Here is a 14,469-nt window from a genome sequence, read left to right as displayed (position 1 = left end):
GGCTCACGAGAAAATCGTGAGTCAGTGAACCAAAATCATAATTAATTTCGACAATCTCAAGCCTCTTTGCTAATCTCATTAGCTAGGGAGTAACTTCGGGGTAAAAGCCATTAAAACTAATCGCAGACATTTTGCTCGAATCCATATTTCGGCTAAAGCCCTTATCGAACAAAATAATCAAAAATATATGGCTACAGTTGTGGACATTTCACTTAATGGCGCCCACCTTAAAACTGATGCCAATCTAGACAAGACTAAACCACTGACCTTACAAGTGATATTTGACGAACTGTCGCCACCCGTTTTTATGGAGGCGAAGATTGTCTACCATAAAGGTGAGGACTATGGTGTCGAATGTCAGGAAATAGACATCGATAGCATGCTCCACCTCCGCTCAACTTTAACTCTATACAACAGTGATCCAGATGCTATACAGCAAGAGTCACAGGCACTGTGGGAAAAAAGGCAATCAGAGACTGACGAGTAATACTGAAATAATTAACCTAATCAGCGGTTAGTTAATAGTCAAACCGAGTCTGATATCCCTCAGGCTTAGTTATCACCAGCTCCTGACACAACTCACCTCGTTGCAGGTACTTCACTTCAAAGTGGGTCCGCGAACTGGTTTTAGGAATGACCTTGCGTTCAACCGGTAACTGCCACAACTCTCTGGCCTGTTGCTCGGCTTCGTCAATATAGCTTTCTATATTAGAGGCCAATACTACCGAAGCGCCATCTTTCATCCGCGACAGCAGAAACTCAAAGAAAGGCATATTGAGCCAACGTTGAGCCGCGCTTTTGGGCTCCGGATTTGGATACAGTAAAAATACACCATCTAAACTTTTCGCGGGGAACGCATGTACGACATAAGGCAGTGCATCAGCATGGACAGGCGTTAGATTATCGAGCTTTAATTCTTTCGCACGCTGCGCGAAAACGTCAAACTTATTCTTGGTTCGCTCAACGGCAATAAGCTCTTTGTCAGGATTCGCCTCAGCAAACTGCATAGCATGCATCCCTTTTCCTGCGCCGATCTCGAGGTATTGCTTCTGACTTAAAGCTGGCTTAATAAAATTACGGGGTTTAAAGAGCTTTTCTGGACGAAAAGCCCGTATGTCTGGTGTTTTATTCATGAGTTTTAAGAGTGTTCTTTTTGTTCCCCTTCCGGGACTTTATCTTTAACCTTTGTAACCAGCTGTAAAGTAACAAAGGTTACTATGGCTAATAGAACTGCTATTTCCAGGCGATGAGCACCGACAGCGATACCTATTGCTGCCGTTCCCCAGAGGCTTGCTGCTGTTGCGAGACCTGTAACCTTATCCCCATTCTTCAAAATGGCACCTCCACCAATAAATCCGATGCCCGTAATAATACCACCAATAACACGAGCCTGAGAGGCTCCATCAGGGAACATATCGATTCCAACTAAAACGAAACTACAAGCTGCTATACTAACCAAGGGGAAGGTTCTTATACCCGCACTACGGGCATTACTCTCGCGGTTCCAGGCAATAGGAAAAGCTAACAAATAGGCAACCATCATGGTAATCAGATGATTCCAGATAACGCTCCAGTCGATATCAAACATAACGCTCTCCCTATCTTAGTATTACAGTAAGTTTATCATTTCCTGCAGACGGCTAACGCCATGAATTTCAAGGCCATCTAAAGTTTTTGAAGGTAGGTTGCCTTTTGGCACAATGGCTTTCTTAAACCCATGCTTCACGGCTTCTTTTAATCGCTCCTGCCCATTTGGAACTGGGCGCACTTCTCCAGCAAGCCCCACTTCTCCAAACACGACTAAATGTTCTTCCAAAGGACGATTGCGTAAACTGGAAATTATTGCTGCTATCAATGCCAGATCAGAGCTGGTTTCCATCACTCGGACGCCGCCCACGACGTTAGCAAAAACATCCTGATCAAAGGTAGCGACCCCGCCATGGCGGTTCAGTACCGCTAACAACATGGCAATCCGCTGATGATCTAGGCCCACCGCTACCCGCTTGGGCTGCGGCGCATGAGAAGTATCAACAAGGGCCTGTATTTCTACTAGCATGGGACGGGTGCCTTCCCAGGTAGAGACGATAGCACTACCGGCTACTGGGTCAGTGTATTTCGATAAAAATATTGCCGAAGGGTTCTTTACCTGTTTTAAACCCTCATCGGTCATGGCGAAAACACCCAGCTCATTAACCGCACCAAAGCGGTTTTTTACCGCTCGTAATAGCCTAAGGCGACCATCTCGCTCGCCTTCAAAATATAGCACAGCATCAACCATATGCTCTAGAACTCGTGGTCCAGCTAAAGCACCATCCTTAGTGACGTGCCCAACAACGAATAGCGTAGTCCCAGTCTGTTTGGCAAACCGAACAAGCTGTGCAGCACTCTCACGAACCTGTGCCACACCACCAGGGGCAGATTGAAGCATTTCGGTATAGATGGTCTGAATTGAGTCAACCACCATGACTTTTGGCTTTTGCATCAGCGCCTGAGTGGTTATTTGCTCAACTTGAGTCTCAGTCAGAAGTGAAAAGTCACCCGTTTCCAGTCCAAGGCGCTGCGCTCGCATGGTTACCTGCTGCATCGATTCCTCACCAGTTACATAAAGCACTGGCATTTCCTGACTAATCTTGCATAAACTTTGGAGTAAGATGGTGGACTTGCCGATTCCAGGGTCGCCACCCATCAAGACTACAGAACCAGGGACCAAGCCACCGCCCAATACCCGATCCAGCTCAGAAAGACCTGAGCCCATTCTGGGCACTTCGGACAGATCCACTTTATCCATTTTCACGACTTTACTCTGCTCACCTGCATAGCCTGTAAAGCGCGAACTTTTTTCCGCTTTGCTTTGCTTAATGTTGGCCTGCTCAATCAATGAGTTCCAAGCTTTACATTGACCGCATTGCCCCGCCCACTGAGGCGTTTCTGAACCGCACTCCTGGCAGACATAGATTGTTTTTACTTTCGCCATATAAATATGTTCCCGAAAAGCTGAACTCTCCGCTACCCTTTGTTAAAACTCGCCTCAACCTACTCACTTATATACTCATAAGCTCCTCAGTTTCGCCGAGCTTTGCCTCGATTAGCGTTATTTCAACTTTTCTAACAGATTCAAAAATTATTCAGCCTAAACTTAGCCTGTTTTCTCTAATTACAGTCTTTTTTGCCCGTGTCTATCTTATGGGATAGAATGCCTTTATTGAAGTAAATTTGTAAATTCGAATGGTTAAATCTGGCGCTGACAACTGGACTCCCGATAGCTGGAAGTCAAAGCCTGTCAGTCAACAAATTAAATATGGTGATCCAACTGCATTAGCGCAGGTTACTGAGAAGTTATGCCAACTTCCACCACTGGTATCATCATCTGAAGTAGACACACTGAAAAATCGAATCGCTGAAGCTCAGCGAGGCGAGCGCTTTATATTGCAAGGTGGAGATTGCGCTGAGTCATTCAAAGACTGTAATGCAGAAGCTATTTCACAGAAAGTCAGAAGCCTGCTAAGTCTCAGCCTCCTAGTTAGCCAGAAACTACGCATGCCAGTCTCACGAATTGGACGAATTGCAGGTCAATACGCCAAGCCGCGTTCTGCATTGACCGAAACCCAGGGTGACACAACCTTGACCAGCTATAGAGGAGATCTGGTTAACCACGTCCACTTCAGCGAGTCTGCTCGCACCCCCGATCCTGCCCGTATGCTGGAAGGCTACAGTTACGCATCTCTAACTTTAAACTACATCCGCTCTCTGCTAGAAGGTGAGCTTGAAGAGCTTTTTAATCTTGAGCCTGAAGTTGCGTCACTTAAAGACCTAGCTAAAACCAAAGAGTTGCATCAGAGCCTGCGCAACTTTAGAGATGCCCTTCAGTTATTTCATCAATTCAATGGTCGACAAGCCGCCCACAAAAATCTGACTGAGTTTTACACCAGTCATGAGGCCTTACACCTGCACTATGAGCAGGCTTTAACTCGTCTTGGCTCCAATGGTCGCTGGTATAATTTATCCACACATTTCCCATGGGTCGGAATGCGAACCGTACAGAGTGAGAGTGCTCACCTGGAGTACCTACGAGGTATTGCTAACCCAATTGCCATAAAAGTAGGGCCTACAGTTGAGGCAAAAGAACTGGTTAAACTGTGTCGATGGCTAAACCCCGAAAACGAAGAGGGACGGCTAACATTAATCCAACGTTTTGGGCATGACAAAATTTCTCATAAACTTCCAGAGCTTATTCGCGCTGTTAAGGATGCAGATCTAAAGGTACTTTGGAGTTGTGATCCAATGCATGGCAATACACAGGTAAGTTCAAATAACTACAAAACCAGAGACTTTCAACATATCCAATCGGAATTGCAACAAGCTTTCAGTATTCACGCTGATCTGGGGTCGCACCTAGGCGCGGCGCACCTTGAAATGACTGGCGAAGCTGTTATGGAGTGCATAGGCAGCAGCTACGCTGTTCATCACCAGGAATTGGGTGAAGCTTATACTAGCTTAGTTGACCCCCGACTTAATTTAAGCCAAGCCTTTGAATTAATTGATAGTTTGAGCCTAAAAAAAGCTCAGCCAGCAGCCAGAAAAAAGCAAAGCTCCTGAAGAAATCCTTGATCTTTTAGCTAAAATTAGCGTATATTCAGAAGATACCTCTTGTGTGGGGTAATTTGCGTGTAGGTAAAATATGGTAAGGAGCGAACCATGTTGTCTATTAAGAGTTTGAAAAAAGTATTGTTAGCTGGTGGCGTTGCCCTGAGCATCGTTGGTGGTTCTAATGTCTTAGCAAAAGCGCAAATCTGTTCTGAAGGTAATTACGTTGACTATAACAGCGACGAGTTACATATCATTACTTCGCTCGAGCCCGAACTACTTGAGCCTGCTTCAGCCTCTCTAGGTAACAACGTCCCAGAGAAGAAATCTGCAAGCTGGTATTCCTGGCTTACTGAATCTCACAATATGCCAAGCCTGCACTTCATCCAATTTCTGGAACTATTCGAAAAGTCTTAAATTTTTCTACTTACTGCGGTATATTAGTTAACTCTAAAACATAGTGGTAAGAGACATTAGGTAATGACTCAAGAAGATTCAAAAGCCAATGAATCCTCATTGGAAAAAGAGACTCAACCTCATAAAGATCCATCAAAAGAAAAATCAATAAACCAAGGCACTGGCTTCTGGTCAACTGTACAGAGTGTGCTCGGGGCAATGTTTGGTGTTCAATCAGAGGAGCAGAGAGAGAAAGACTTCGATCAGGGTAATGCCGTTCAGTTCATTGTTGGCGGTATCATTTTCGTTGTGGTCTTTATCCTAACCATCCTTTACTTCGTAAACTCTGCCCTTGAAAATGCTGGCTCATAATTTGAGTCAGCCATAAATCGCTAAGAGCTCTTTTGCTTTTGTACGATTATTACCGTCACAGGAAATAAAGCGCTGCACATCAAAATAAGTTACTTTATCGGCTTTTTCATAGATATCACGAGCTACGATGGTATCGTGATTTGAAATAGTTGTTATGACTCCTTTTTTACGTGCCCTTTCAGCTAAGTACCCCAGCTCAACCTGTTGGTCGTAACTAAAGCCCTGCTTAGTATAATCCGTAAAGTTAGCGGTTAGGCTTTGTGGTAAATAAGGTGGATCACAATAAATTACATCGCCTTGACGTGAACCATTGAAAGAAGCGCGAAAGCTTTGGCAACGGAACTCAGCACGCTGGGATTTTTTCGCAAAAAACTCCAGCTCACTTTCAGGGAAGTATGGCCTCTTATAACGACCGAAAGGTACGTTGAAGCCCCCGGAACGATTATATCGACAAAGACCATTATATCCGTGACGATTAAAGTATAAAAATAATGCCGAGCGTTCCTCCCCCGGTTTTAATTTATTGAAATGCTCTCGAAGTTCATAAAACTTTTTTTCGGTATTATTAGCTTCCGTAAAGAAAGTAGAGCAGTAATCAATAAAGCGCCCCTTTCCACGCTTTAGATCTTTAAATAAATTAATCAGATCGGGATTTATATCGGCCAGGAGATAGCGATCATAATCAGCATTGAGAAAAACTACACCCGAGCCGACAAAGGGCTCTATCAGCTTTTTACCCTGGGGTAAATGATGAAGAATCTTAGGTAATAGTCTAAACTTGCCTCCAGCCCACTTAAGGAAAGGACGTTGATACTTCAAGGGCTGTATGATCGACATATTTTTTAACGCAAGCAAAGCTTTATGATGAATAAACTGGCTTTAGTGTATCAAAACCGATCTCTAATGACAGCGAAATTAAAAATTAATTAAAAGGTATCGAATGAAACAACGACAAGCGACCTTGATAATGGCTCATGGTGCAGGGGCTGATTCACAGTCAAAATTCATGCAATTTATGCAGCAGACGATTGATGACAACAATATTGAAGTTATAACATTTGATTTCCCATACATGTTACGACGCCAACAGACGGGAAAAAAGTCACCACCTGACCGTATGCCCAGACTAATCGAAAGCTTTAAAAAAGAAATTGCAAAAATACCCAATAAAAACTTTTTCATTGGCGGGAAATCTATGGGTGGACGAGTTGCCAGCATGATTGCCGATGAAGTTGAAACTAAAGGGGTTATATGCATGGGATATCCCTTTCATCCACCCGGTAAGCCAGAGAAAACACGGACAGAACATTTACATTCTATAGAGACCCCAACCCTGATTTTACAGGGCACTCGAGATACCTTTGGAAAACCGCAAGAAGTTTCAAAGTATCAATTAAGCGAAAACATTAAGATAGAATGGCTGGAAGACGGAAACCACAGCTTTGAAACATTAAAGCGTTCGGATATTTCGACCGAACAAGCCTGGACCTTGGCGGCTAATAAGGCTAAAGCTTTTATACAGTCACAGCTGGAGAGGATATAACACGAATTTGCTAATAAACTATGTTTAGTTAATTAGATCTTTTAGACTATTTAAAAGTATCGTTACAACTGCTAAAGAAGGATCGATTATGTTTAAAAACCGAATATTTATATCAGGCTTATTATTTGTAGTGGCTAGCTTATTACAATCCTGTTCTCAAGCCAGCAACAATAAGCCCGATACAGAAGCCGTTGCCCAAGATTTATACGCTCAAATACAACAGACATTGCAAACAGAAGGCTGTGTCAGAAATAGTGACTGTGATTTACTGCCGGTTGGTAGCAAGCCCTGCGGTGGCCCAGAAAGCTATCAGCCATACTCCAAAACCAGCAGCGATGTTGCCAAACTACAAGAGCTTGGCAACCGCTACCAAAAGCTACGTGACCAATATAATAAAGAGAACCAAATTATGGGCATTTGTGTAATCACTCCTAAGCCCAATGTCAGTTGCGTGCGCAACCAGTGCGTTACTTCAGAGAAGGCTACTCACGTCCAGTAGCTGACTGACACTATCAGCGTCCTGTGAAGCGTCTTGTTGCGGCACTATTCCCAGACAAGGCGCTTCAATATTACTCTTAAGCCACTGCACATTATCTTCCGCCATATTCATTTTTCCTACTGGGAAATTAGCCACCCAACCAGCAAGCTTTAAGCCCCGACGCTCAATATCACGAACAGACAACATAGCGTGATTTAAGCATCCCAGCTTCATACCAACCACTAAAATCACTTCAAAACCACTCTGCTCGACCCAGTCAGCATAGGTTTCTTGATTATTAAGCGGTGTAAGCCACCCTCCGGCACCTTCTATCAGAACCGTTTCTGCATCATCAGGGATAATTACACTATTTTGCAATCGTTCTACACTGAGGGAGGTTCCTGCTAAATCTGCAGCTATATGTGGCGCAATAGCCGGCTCAAAGCAAAAAGGATTGATCTCACTATAACTCAGGGACATGCTAGCCGCCTTCTGGAGTTCTAGCGCGTCTTCATTTTTCATAATCCCCTGTACTGGCTGAGCATCGGAGGCTATGGGCTTCAATCCCGCCGCTTTCTTTCCTTTATGGGCTAATGCTCGGAGTAGTGCCGCACTGATAAAAGTCTTACCAATTTCGGTATCAGTTCCCGTTACAAAAAATTTTCTTTGGCCTTTATTCAATCTGTTATACCTCGCACAATTAGACCGGCGTGATTTCTATATACTATGGCCTAACTAGAGCATTTCAATCCATTAATTTAAGAGTATTTATGGAGAATTTGACAAGCGACAACACTATCACATTAGTTCTTGGCGTCATAGCACTGGTACTGCTGCTGGCCGCAGTAGTCATGGCTACGTTAAAACACGCGCTGGTACGTCAGCTTGAGTCCAAAAATGATGAATTGAAAAACATCATCAAAGAGAACACTCAGAATATCGCAAAAAAGAAAGGTAAAATTGAAGAACTGGAGTCAGATTACAGAAAACTTCAGGATTCACTTACCAGCCTGTCAGATAGGAATACTTCCCTCGTTCGTGAACACCGTGAGCTAAATTCAAAGTATCAAGAGACACTGGATAGTTACGAAGAAGCTCATAAAAACTATATGGACGCTCTACAAACGATTACTAACTTAAAGCAGGAGTATGAGTCGGAAATTTATGAGCTCAAAGAACAGCAACGAGAAAAAATCAAATATGTTCGTCAAGAAGCTAAAGATGAAATTGAAGAGTTCAAGGAGAACTACTTATCTGACTATGAGCATATTAAAAAGAGCCATAAACGGTTGATATCGGCAAACCAGACTTTGAGTAAAAATACTGACAACTTACGTGATGAGCGTGACTTCTACAGAACCGAATTTGAAACGCTACGAGATTTTCTGCACGACTCACAAATGAAGAATGTTAAAGATATTCTTAAAGCTAAAGAAAAAGAGCTGGAAGATAAAGTAGTGAAGTTTGAAAATAAAACTCGATAATTTATAGACTAAGGCTCTCGTTTACCTTCAGCCAGCTCCACAATATACTCGTGATAATCTGTAACTTTTTTCATTTCAGTGCCAAAGGCATGTCCATAAATGAGTTCATAGGTGGCGGGTAATTTCCCGTCACTCATTGCAAACTGCCGGTATGCCTTTTCAACTGCCTTTAATTTATTAGGCCCCATCAACCCGCTGTTGCGTCGACTATCAATATTGTGGGCCCCAATATCTTTTAAGTCCCGCATAAGCTCCAAAGCTTTGTCATAGCTAATGACAACTGCTTCAGCATCCACTACAGGATCACTTAATTGAGAATTTAGCATGGCATCACCAACGTGGTGCATATCAATAAAATCATTAACATGCTGATAGTGGTCCACCTCAGCAAAACTTTGCTTCAACTCTTTTAGACTATCCGGGCCCAGTGTGGTGAATAGAAGCAAGCCATCCGGTCGCAGAACTCTATTCAGCTCTTGAAAAAGAGCAGATAAATCGTTGACCCATTGAATCGCCAAGTTTGAGAAAATCAGATCAACAGAGTTATCAGGGAATGGTAAAGTCATGGCATCAGCACAGAGGTACCGCTCAGCAGAAGACTGTTGCTGGCACCACTGAATCATACCCTCTGCAATATCGACACCAGTAACCTGTGCCTGTGTAAAGCGCTGGGAAAGCTCTCTGGTAAAAACCCCCGTCCCGCAGCCTAAATCCACAATTGACTTTGGCTCTAGCTTAAAATAATCCAGTCTCTCATACAGCCGCTCACCAGCGATTCGCTGAAAGAATGCAGCTGCATCATACGTTTTTGCAGCTTTACTGAATGAACGGGCAACTTCACCGGGAGTTATTTGGTTCATGCTTTTAAAAACTCACTCACTTTTTCAATAAAACTGTCCGTGTGGGAGAGAAATGGAGCGTGGCTTGCTTTTGGGAAAACATGCTGCTCACTCTGGGGAACAAGCTGTTTAATAGTTTCCGCTGCCTTAACAGGTACCAACGAGTCAAGTCGACCATACAGTCTGAGGAATGGCACCTGAATATGCTTTATATCTTGACGTAGATCCACATCGTTAAGTAGTGCCAACCCTTCTCGTAGTGCTTTTGTTGCCGGTAACCCATGTAAGAAAACCGTGTCTCGCAGCCTCTTAATATCTGCTTTCTGAGTTTCACTGCCAATAGCCTGAATCGCCAAAAAGCGGATGATTGTACCTTGATAATCCTCTTCCAGATAACGGCAGAAACTGTCCATAATGTTAGGCTTCATAGCATGCTCCCAGTCTTCGCTTTGAACGAAACGCGGGGAGCTGGAAACAGTAATCAAAGACTCCACTCTGCCAGGGTTTTGTATTGCAATTTGAGTAGCAACCAATCCGCCAAGCGACCAGCCAAGATAGTTTGCTTTCTCAGGTGCTACTTTTAATACTTGCTCCGTTAATAAATCAAGATCATATTGACCACCCGGTAGTGGCGAACGGCCAAAACCCGGTAAGTCGATCATGTGCAAGGTAAAGTCCTTTGCAAGCTGCTCAGTAACCAGTTCCCAGATACCCGAGTGAAGTCCCCAGCCGTGTAACAAGACGAGATCTGGACCCTTTCCTAAAGTTTCAACATATGGCTTCAATTTACTCATGGTATAACCTGAATATTATCTTTAATTGCTTCGATCAGTTGTTCAATGTGAGCTTTGGTATGATTCGCCGTAAGCGTGATACGCAGCCTGGCTGTATTTTCTGGAACTGTCGGCGGCCTGATAGCCACAACCAACAACCCTCTATCTCTTAGAGACTGACTGATGCGGATTGCAGCATCACTTTTCTTTACCATTAATGGCTGAATTGCTGTATCGGATGGCATCAGTGGTAGCCTTGCTTCCTCAGCCAACTGTTTGAAATATTGGATATTATCCTGAAGGTTTTGCCTTAGTTCCGGCTCACTCTGTACCAGTCTCAAACCCTCACGATTTACTGCCGCAACTACCGGCGGTATGGCAGTGGTATAAATATAACTACGTGCGAACTGGATTAAGGCTTCAATAAGAGTGCTTTTACCAGCGACAAAAGCTCCATAACCTCCAATCGCTTTACCCAATGTTGCCATGTAAATATCTACCCGTCCCTGCTCCAGCTCAAAATACTCCAGGGAGCCTTTTCCAGACTCACCTAAAACGCCAAAGCCATGGGCATCATCAACCATCAACTGTGACTGACTGCTCTCGGCCAAGGAAAGAATTTCTGGTAATGGAGCCAGGTCACCATCCATACTGAAGACACCATCGGTCACAATAATTTTAGTATCGACCTGATGTTTTAGCTGTCTCTGTAATGAGTTCAAATCATTATGGGCATAGCGCAACATTTTGGCTTCACTGGCACGCCCGCCATCAATCAATGATGCGTGATTAAGCTTATCCTGAACCAGCAGGTCCTTCCTATCAAACAGGCTGGTCAATACGCCATAATTAGCCATAAAGCCAGAAGAAAATAAAACCGCTCTCTCAGTTCCAACGAACTCAGCCAGCTCCTCTTCAAGTAAATTATGTTCTTTGCTGTGACCCACCACAAGATGTGAAGCACCGCTACCAGGACCGTAACGTTTTACCGCTGAAATCATAGTCTCAGCCATCTTGGGATGGCTGGCTAGGCCAAGGTAGTCGTTGCTGCTGAAGTTGACGTAATGGGTGGCATTAACACTGACTTCAGTATCTTGTCCGCTTTCCAGGGTTAGACGCTGACGGATTAAATCCTGCGCCTGTCTCTGCTTTAAACGGCTTTCAAGCTTATTCCACATAGTGAAAACCCAGTGGCTGGTGACTTGTGATGGCTAAACAGCTTAACAACTGGTTATTTAACTTGTGTTGCGTCGTAGAACTGCGCCTTGCCCTTTGCTGTAGCTTTTTCAGCTGCCTGCGCCGCAAACTCTGCTGCTTCAGCTGCTATTTCATCTTCTGAATGGTGACGTTTCTCAGGGTTAATTCCTAAACGTTCAAACAATATAGCATCAGCTTCCGCTTCTGGATTTGCTGTTGTTAATAGTTTTTCGCCATAGAAAATAGAATTAGCTCCAGCCAGGAAACATAGCGACTGTGTCTGCTCATTCATATCTTCGCGCCCTGCCGATAAACGGACATATGACTGTGGCATGATAATTCGGGCTGTTGCAATCATGCGGATAAAGTCGAATTCATCTAGTTTTTCAACTTCGCCTAAAGGTGTACCCGGTACAGCGACCAACATATTAATTGGAACACTTTGCGGATGCTCTGGCATGTTCGCTAGCTCTTTTAATAGCCCATAACGATCTTTGGTATTTTCACCCATACCAATGATACCGCCACTACAGACATTAATACCTGCATCACGAACATTTTGAAGCGTATCTAAGCGGTTATCATAGCTACGGGTGGTAATAATCTGCTCGTAGTATTCAGGCGAAGTATCTAGGTTATGGTTGTAGTAGTCCAGACCAGCTTCAGCCAATTTTCCTGCCTGCTCATCAGTCAACATGCCTAACGTCACGCAGGTTTCCAGACCCAGATCCTTAACCTGTCGAACCATTTCCAACACCACATCCAGATCTTTATCACGCGGCGAACGCCATGCAGCACCCATACAGAAACGTGTTGCTCCCGTTTTCTTTGCCTGCTTTGCTTTTTCAACAACTTCCTGTACCGCCATAAGCTTTTCTTTCGATAACCCCGTATTGTAATGACCTGACTGAGGGCAGTAGGCACAATCTTCAGGGCAAGCGCCCGTTTTGATGCTCAACAGGGTGCTGGTTTGAACTTCATTAGGGTTAAAGTGTTGGCGGTGAACCGATTGAGCAGCGAACATTAAGTCATTGAAAGGCTGGTTATATACCGCCTCAATTTCTGCCACAGTCCAATCATTACGGACCTTTCCACTATTTAGCTTTTCTAGATTGCTCATTCTTTCTTTAACCCTTATAGTAACTGTTTTGCACGCAATGTCAGGAATAGCGTGCAGTTTACTTTCTAAGAATACACTGTCAACCAAGAAAAAGGAATTTAGGTTTACAATGAGCTTCTTTCATAAACTCTCAAAACCGCTAAAAGCGGTGCTAGCTCTCAGCCATTGCTCTTTTTGCGGCTCGCCCCATACCTCCACGGGTATCTGTGATCCCTGCCAGGATGCTGTTTCGCTTAAGGATAGCAGCTGCCACCGATGCGCGAGTCCGATAAACACACAAAGCGACCTTGATTCATATTGTGGACGGTGTCAAAAAAAACCACCTCCCTTTGACCGTGTTATCACCGCTTCGCGCTACCAATTTCCAGTTGATAAGGCACTGGGCGAGCTGAAGTTTAATAATCAGCTACATTATGCCCGGAGCCTCGCCCATCTGTTGCAGAAGCAGATCAAGTCGAGTTACACGACTTCCTCACTGCCGGAAGCCATTGTCGCTATTCCATTACATACTAAAAGACTGAATTCGAGGGGATTCAACCAATCCGAGCTTATCGCTCAACATCTGGAGAAAGCCCTACAAATTCCCCGTCAAAAAGCACTGGTAAGAGTTAAGGACACACCTCACCAGGTAGGATTAAGCGAAAAGCAGCGTAGAAAAAACTTAACAAATGCTTTCAAATTACAACAACCTTTACCCAGGAAGATAGCGCTGATTGATGACGTTGTTACCACAGGCTCTACTGTTAGTGAAGCCGCCAGACTATGCCTTAAGCATGGTGTCCAATCAGTTGATGTATGGTGTTTGGCTAAAACCTGAGCTTGCTTTAATGTCGCTATGGCCTAGTATGAGTCAGAGGTTCATCATCCAACGAGCCCAGCCGTAAAGAATGATTAATACGCAAAACAATTAAAGGCATAAGATGAGTGAGTGGTTACTGATAGTCATATTAACCTTAGTTGCTGGGCTAACCATGCCCCTGGGTGCTTTTATTGCCAATATAGAAAGCATCCGCCCCCATTGGCTGGAAAAAGAGTTTCGCCATAGCGTCATTGCCTTCGGCGGAGGAGCCCTACTGTCAGCTATCGCTCTGGTTCTGGTTCCGGAGGGAAGTGCCAGGCTCAGTAATCTGGAAACGGTGGTTTACTTTGCATTAGGAGGGATCGCATTTATGGCTCTGGATCGCTTGCTGGCCTACCTGAATAGTCCAGCGGGACAGCTAGCCGCCATGTTGTCAGACTTTATCCCAGAAGCTCTGGCATTAGGAGCCGCGTTTGCTCAAGGTGGAACTGCCGGAATGCTTCTCGCGGGATTGATAGCCCTTCAAAATTTACCCGAGGGGTTTAATTCCTTCAGAGAACTAAAAGAAAGAGCACACTATAAGCCCATAACGATCATTCTTGCCTTTTTATTCATGGCTTTTCTAGGACCTGTTTCCGGATTGATCGGTTATTACTGGCTTGCCGACCTGTCCACAGCGGTTGGTGCAATCATGATATTTGCTGCTGGCGGTATTTTGTATTTAACCTTTCAGGACATAGCACCACAGGCAAAACTGGAAAACCATTGGGCTCCACCATTAGGCGCGGTAGCTGGCTTTTTGCTAGGTCTGGTGGGCCAATTAATTATCGGCCATTAAGATTGTTAAATTACTGCAATAACAATGCTAGACTAGCTGCCAAACA

Annotated in this window: 18 protein-coding genes; 9 read left to right on the top strand and 9 right to left on the bottom strand. The window is 44.2% G+C overall.

Annotation, left to right across the window (positions count from 1 at the left end):
- Window positions 1-109 precede the first annotated feature (109 nt).
- Entirely contained in the window at window positions 110-487 is a 378-nt protein-coding gene (locus tag KS2013_RS02350; protein WP_068989166.1) for a PilZ domain-containing protein, read from the top strand.
- Window positions 488-518: 31 nt separating this feature from the next.
- Here the strand turns inward: KS2013_RS02350 and KS2013_RS02345 are convergent, their stop codons facing one another.
- The 3 genes from KS2013_RS02345 to radA are packed head-to-tail and all read right to left on the bottom strand — an operon-like array spanning window position 519 to window position 2,974.
- Window positions 519-1,133, bottom strand: coding sequence for a methyltransferase domain-containing protein (locus KS2013_RS02345; protein WP_068989163.1), 615 nt, complete (start codon window positions 1,131-1,133; stop codon window positions 519-521).
- Window positions 1,134-1,138: 5 nt separating this feature from the next.
- Window positions 1,139-1,588: an MgtC/SapB family protein gene (locus KS2013_RS02340; protein WP_068989161.1), complete on the bottom strand. Its 450-nt coding sequence runs from the start codon at window positions 1,586-1,588 to the stop codon at window positions 1,139-1,141.
- Between the two features lie 21 nt (window positions 1,589-1,609).
- Window positions 1,610-2,974, bottom strand: a complete 1,365-nt coding sequence (gene radA / locus KS2013_RS02335) for a DNA repair protein RadA (protein WP_068989160.1) — start codon at window positions 2,972-2,974, stop codon at window positions 1,610-1,612.
- A 251-nt stretch (window positions 2,975-3,225) separates the two neighbouring features.
- Here radA and KS2013_RS02330 point away from each other — a divergent pair, with 251 nt between their 5' ends.
- The 3 genes from KS2013_RS02330 to KS2013_RS02320 all read left to right on the top strand — a co-directional run bounded on the left by KS2013_RS02330 (window position 3,226) and on the right by KS2013_RS02320 (window position 5,352).
- Window positions 3,226-4,596 carry a 3-deoxy-7-phosphoheptulonate synthase gene (locus tag KS2013_RS02330; protein ID WP_068989157.1) on the top strand — a complete coding sequence of 457 codons (1,371 nt, stop codon included), beginning with the start codon at window positions 3,226-3,228 and terminating at the stop codon, window positions 4,594-4,596.
- Between the two features lie 99 nt (window positions 4,597-4,695).
- Window positions 4,696-5,001, top strand: a complete 306-nt coding sequence (locus KS2013_RS02325) for a hypothetical protein (protein WP_068989155.1) — start codon at window positions 4,696-4,698, stop codon at window positions 4,999-5,001.
- 63 nt (window positions 5,002-5,064) lie between these two features.
- Window positions 5,065-5,352 carry a DUF2970 domain-containing protein gene (locus KS2013_RS02320; protein ID WP_083217762.1) on the top strand — a complete coding sequence of 96 codons (288 nt, stop codon included), beginning with the start codon at window positions 5,065-5,067 and terminating at the stop codon, window positions 5,350-5,352.
- A 6-nt stretch (window positions 5,353-5,358) separates the two neighbouring features.
- On the opposite strand, the gene KS2013_RS02315 is transcribed toward KS2013_RS02320, so the two are convergent.
- Window positions 5,359-6,189: a Dam family site-specific DNA-(adenine-N6)-methyltransferase gene (locus tag KS2013_RS02315; protein ID WP_068989150.1), complete on the bottom strand. Its 831-nt coding sequence runs from the start codon at window positions 6,187-6,189 to the stop codon at window positions 5,359-5,361.
- Between the two features lie 103 nt (window positions 6,190-6,292).
- Here KS2013_RS02315 and KS2013_RS02310 point away from each other — a divergent pair, with 103 nt between their 5' ends.
- Entirely contained in the window at window positions 6,293-6,895 is a 603-nt protein-coding gene (locus tag KS2013_RS02310) for an alpha/beta family hydrolase (protein WP_068989147.1), read from the top strand.
- 88 nt (window positions 6,896-6,983) lie between these two features.
- Window positions 6,984-7,394 carry a hypothetical protein gene (locus KS2013_RS02305; RefSeq protein ID WP_228703706.1) on the top strand — a complete coding sequence of 137 codons (411 nt, stop codon included), beginning with the start codon at window positions 6,984-6,986 and terminating at the stop codon, window positions 7,392-7,394.
- Here KS2013_RS02305 and bioD read toward each other — a convergent pair.
- Complete coding sequence (gene bioD / locus KS2013_RS02300) at window positions 7,368-8,054, bottom strand: dethiobiotin synthase (RefSeq protein ID WP_068989144.1); 687 nt, start codon at window positions 8,052-8,054, stop codon at window positions 7,368-7,370. The two genes, KS2013_RS02305 and bioD, sit on opposite strands and share 27 nt — an antisense overlap.
- An 89-nt stretch (window positions 8,055-8,143) precedes the next feature.
- Between bioD and KS2013_RS02295 the strand changes: the two genes are divergently transcribed.
- Window positions 8,144-8,857, top strand: coding sequence for a hypothetical protein (locus KS2013_RS02295; RefSeq protein WP_068989134.1), 714 nt, complete (start codon window positions 8,144-8,146; stop codon window positions 8,855-8,857).
- 8 nt (window positions 8,858-8,865) lie between these two features.
- Here KS2013_RS02295 and bioC read toward each other — a convergent pair whose 3' ends face one another.
- From bioC to bioB, 4 genes are read right to left on the bottom strand one after another with little or no spacing between them, the layout of a single operon-like run.
- Window positions 8,866-9,717 carry a malonyl-ACP O-methyltransferase BioC gene (gene bioC, locus KS2013_RS02290; protein WP_068989132.1) on the bottom strand — a complete coding sequence of 284 codons (852 nt, stop codon included), beginning with the start codon at window positions 9,715-9,717 and terminating at the stop codon, window positions 8,866-8,868.
- A complete protein-coding gene (gene bioH / locus KS2013_RS02285) occupies window positions 9,714-10,490 on the bottom strand; it encodes a pimeloyl-ACP methyl ester esterase BioH (protein WP_068989130.1) in 777 nt (258 codons plus the stop codon). Before bioH ends, bioC begins: the two co-directional genes overlap by 4 nt.
- Window positions 10,487-11,647, bottom strand: a complete 1,161-nt coding sequence (bioF, locus tag KS2013_RS02280) for an 8-amino-7-oxononanoate synthase (RefSeq protein ID WP_068989127.1) — start codon at window positions 11,645-11,647, stop codon at window positions 10,487-10,489. The genes bioH and bioF overlap by 4 nt, the downstream gene beginning before the upstream one ends.
- 53 nt (window positions 11,648-11,700) lie before the next feature.
- The gene (gene bioB, locus KS2013_RS02275) at window positions 11,701-12,786 is read right to left on the bottom strand and encodes a biotin synthase BioB (RefSeq protein WP_068989124.1); all 1,086 of its coding nucleotides are present in this window, start codon (window positions 12,784-12,786) and stop codon (window positions 11,701-11,703) included.
- Window positions 12,787-12,895: 109 nt separating this feature from the next.
- Between bioB and KS2013_RS02270 the strand changes: the two genes are divergently transcribed.
- On the top strand, window positions 12,896-13,603 hold the full coding sequence (locus KS2013_RS02270; protein ID WP_068989122.1) for a ComF family protein: 708 nt from the start codon (window positions 12,896-12,898) through the stop codon (window positions 13,601-13,603).
- Between the two features lie 103 nt (window positions 13,604-13,706).
- A complete protein-coding gene (locus tag KS2013_RS02265) occupies window positions 13,707-14,423 on the top strand; it encodes a ZIP family metal transporter (RefSeq protein WP_068989119.1) in 717 nt (238 codons plus the stop codon).
- The last annotated feature ends 46 nt before the right edge of the window (window positions 14,424-14,469 follow it).

Origin of the sequence: Kangiella sediminilitoris (genome assembly GCF_001708405.1) — a bacterium.
In the GTDB taxonomy this organism is placed as follows: domain Bacteria; phylum Pseudomonadota; class Gammaproteobacteria; order Enterobacterales; family Kangiellaceae; genus Kangiella; species Kangiella sediminilitoris.
This window is presented reverse-complemented; position numbering and strand designations above follow the sequence as displayed.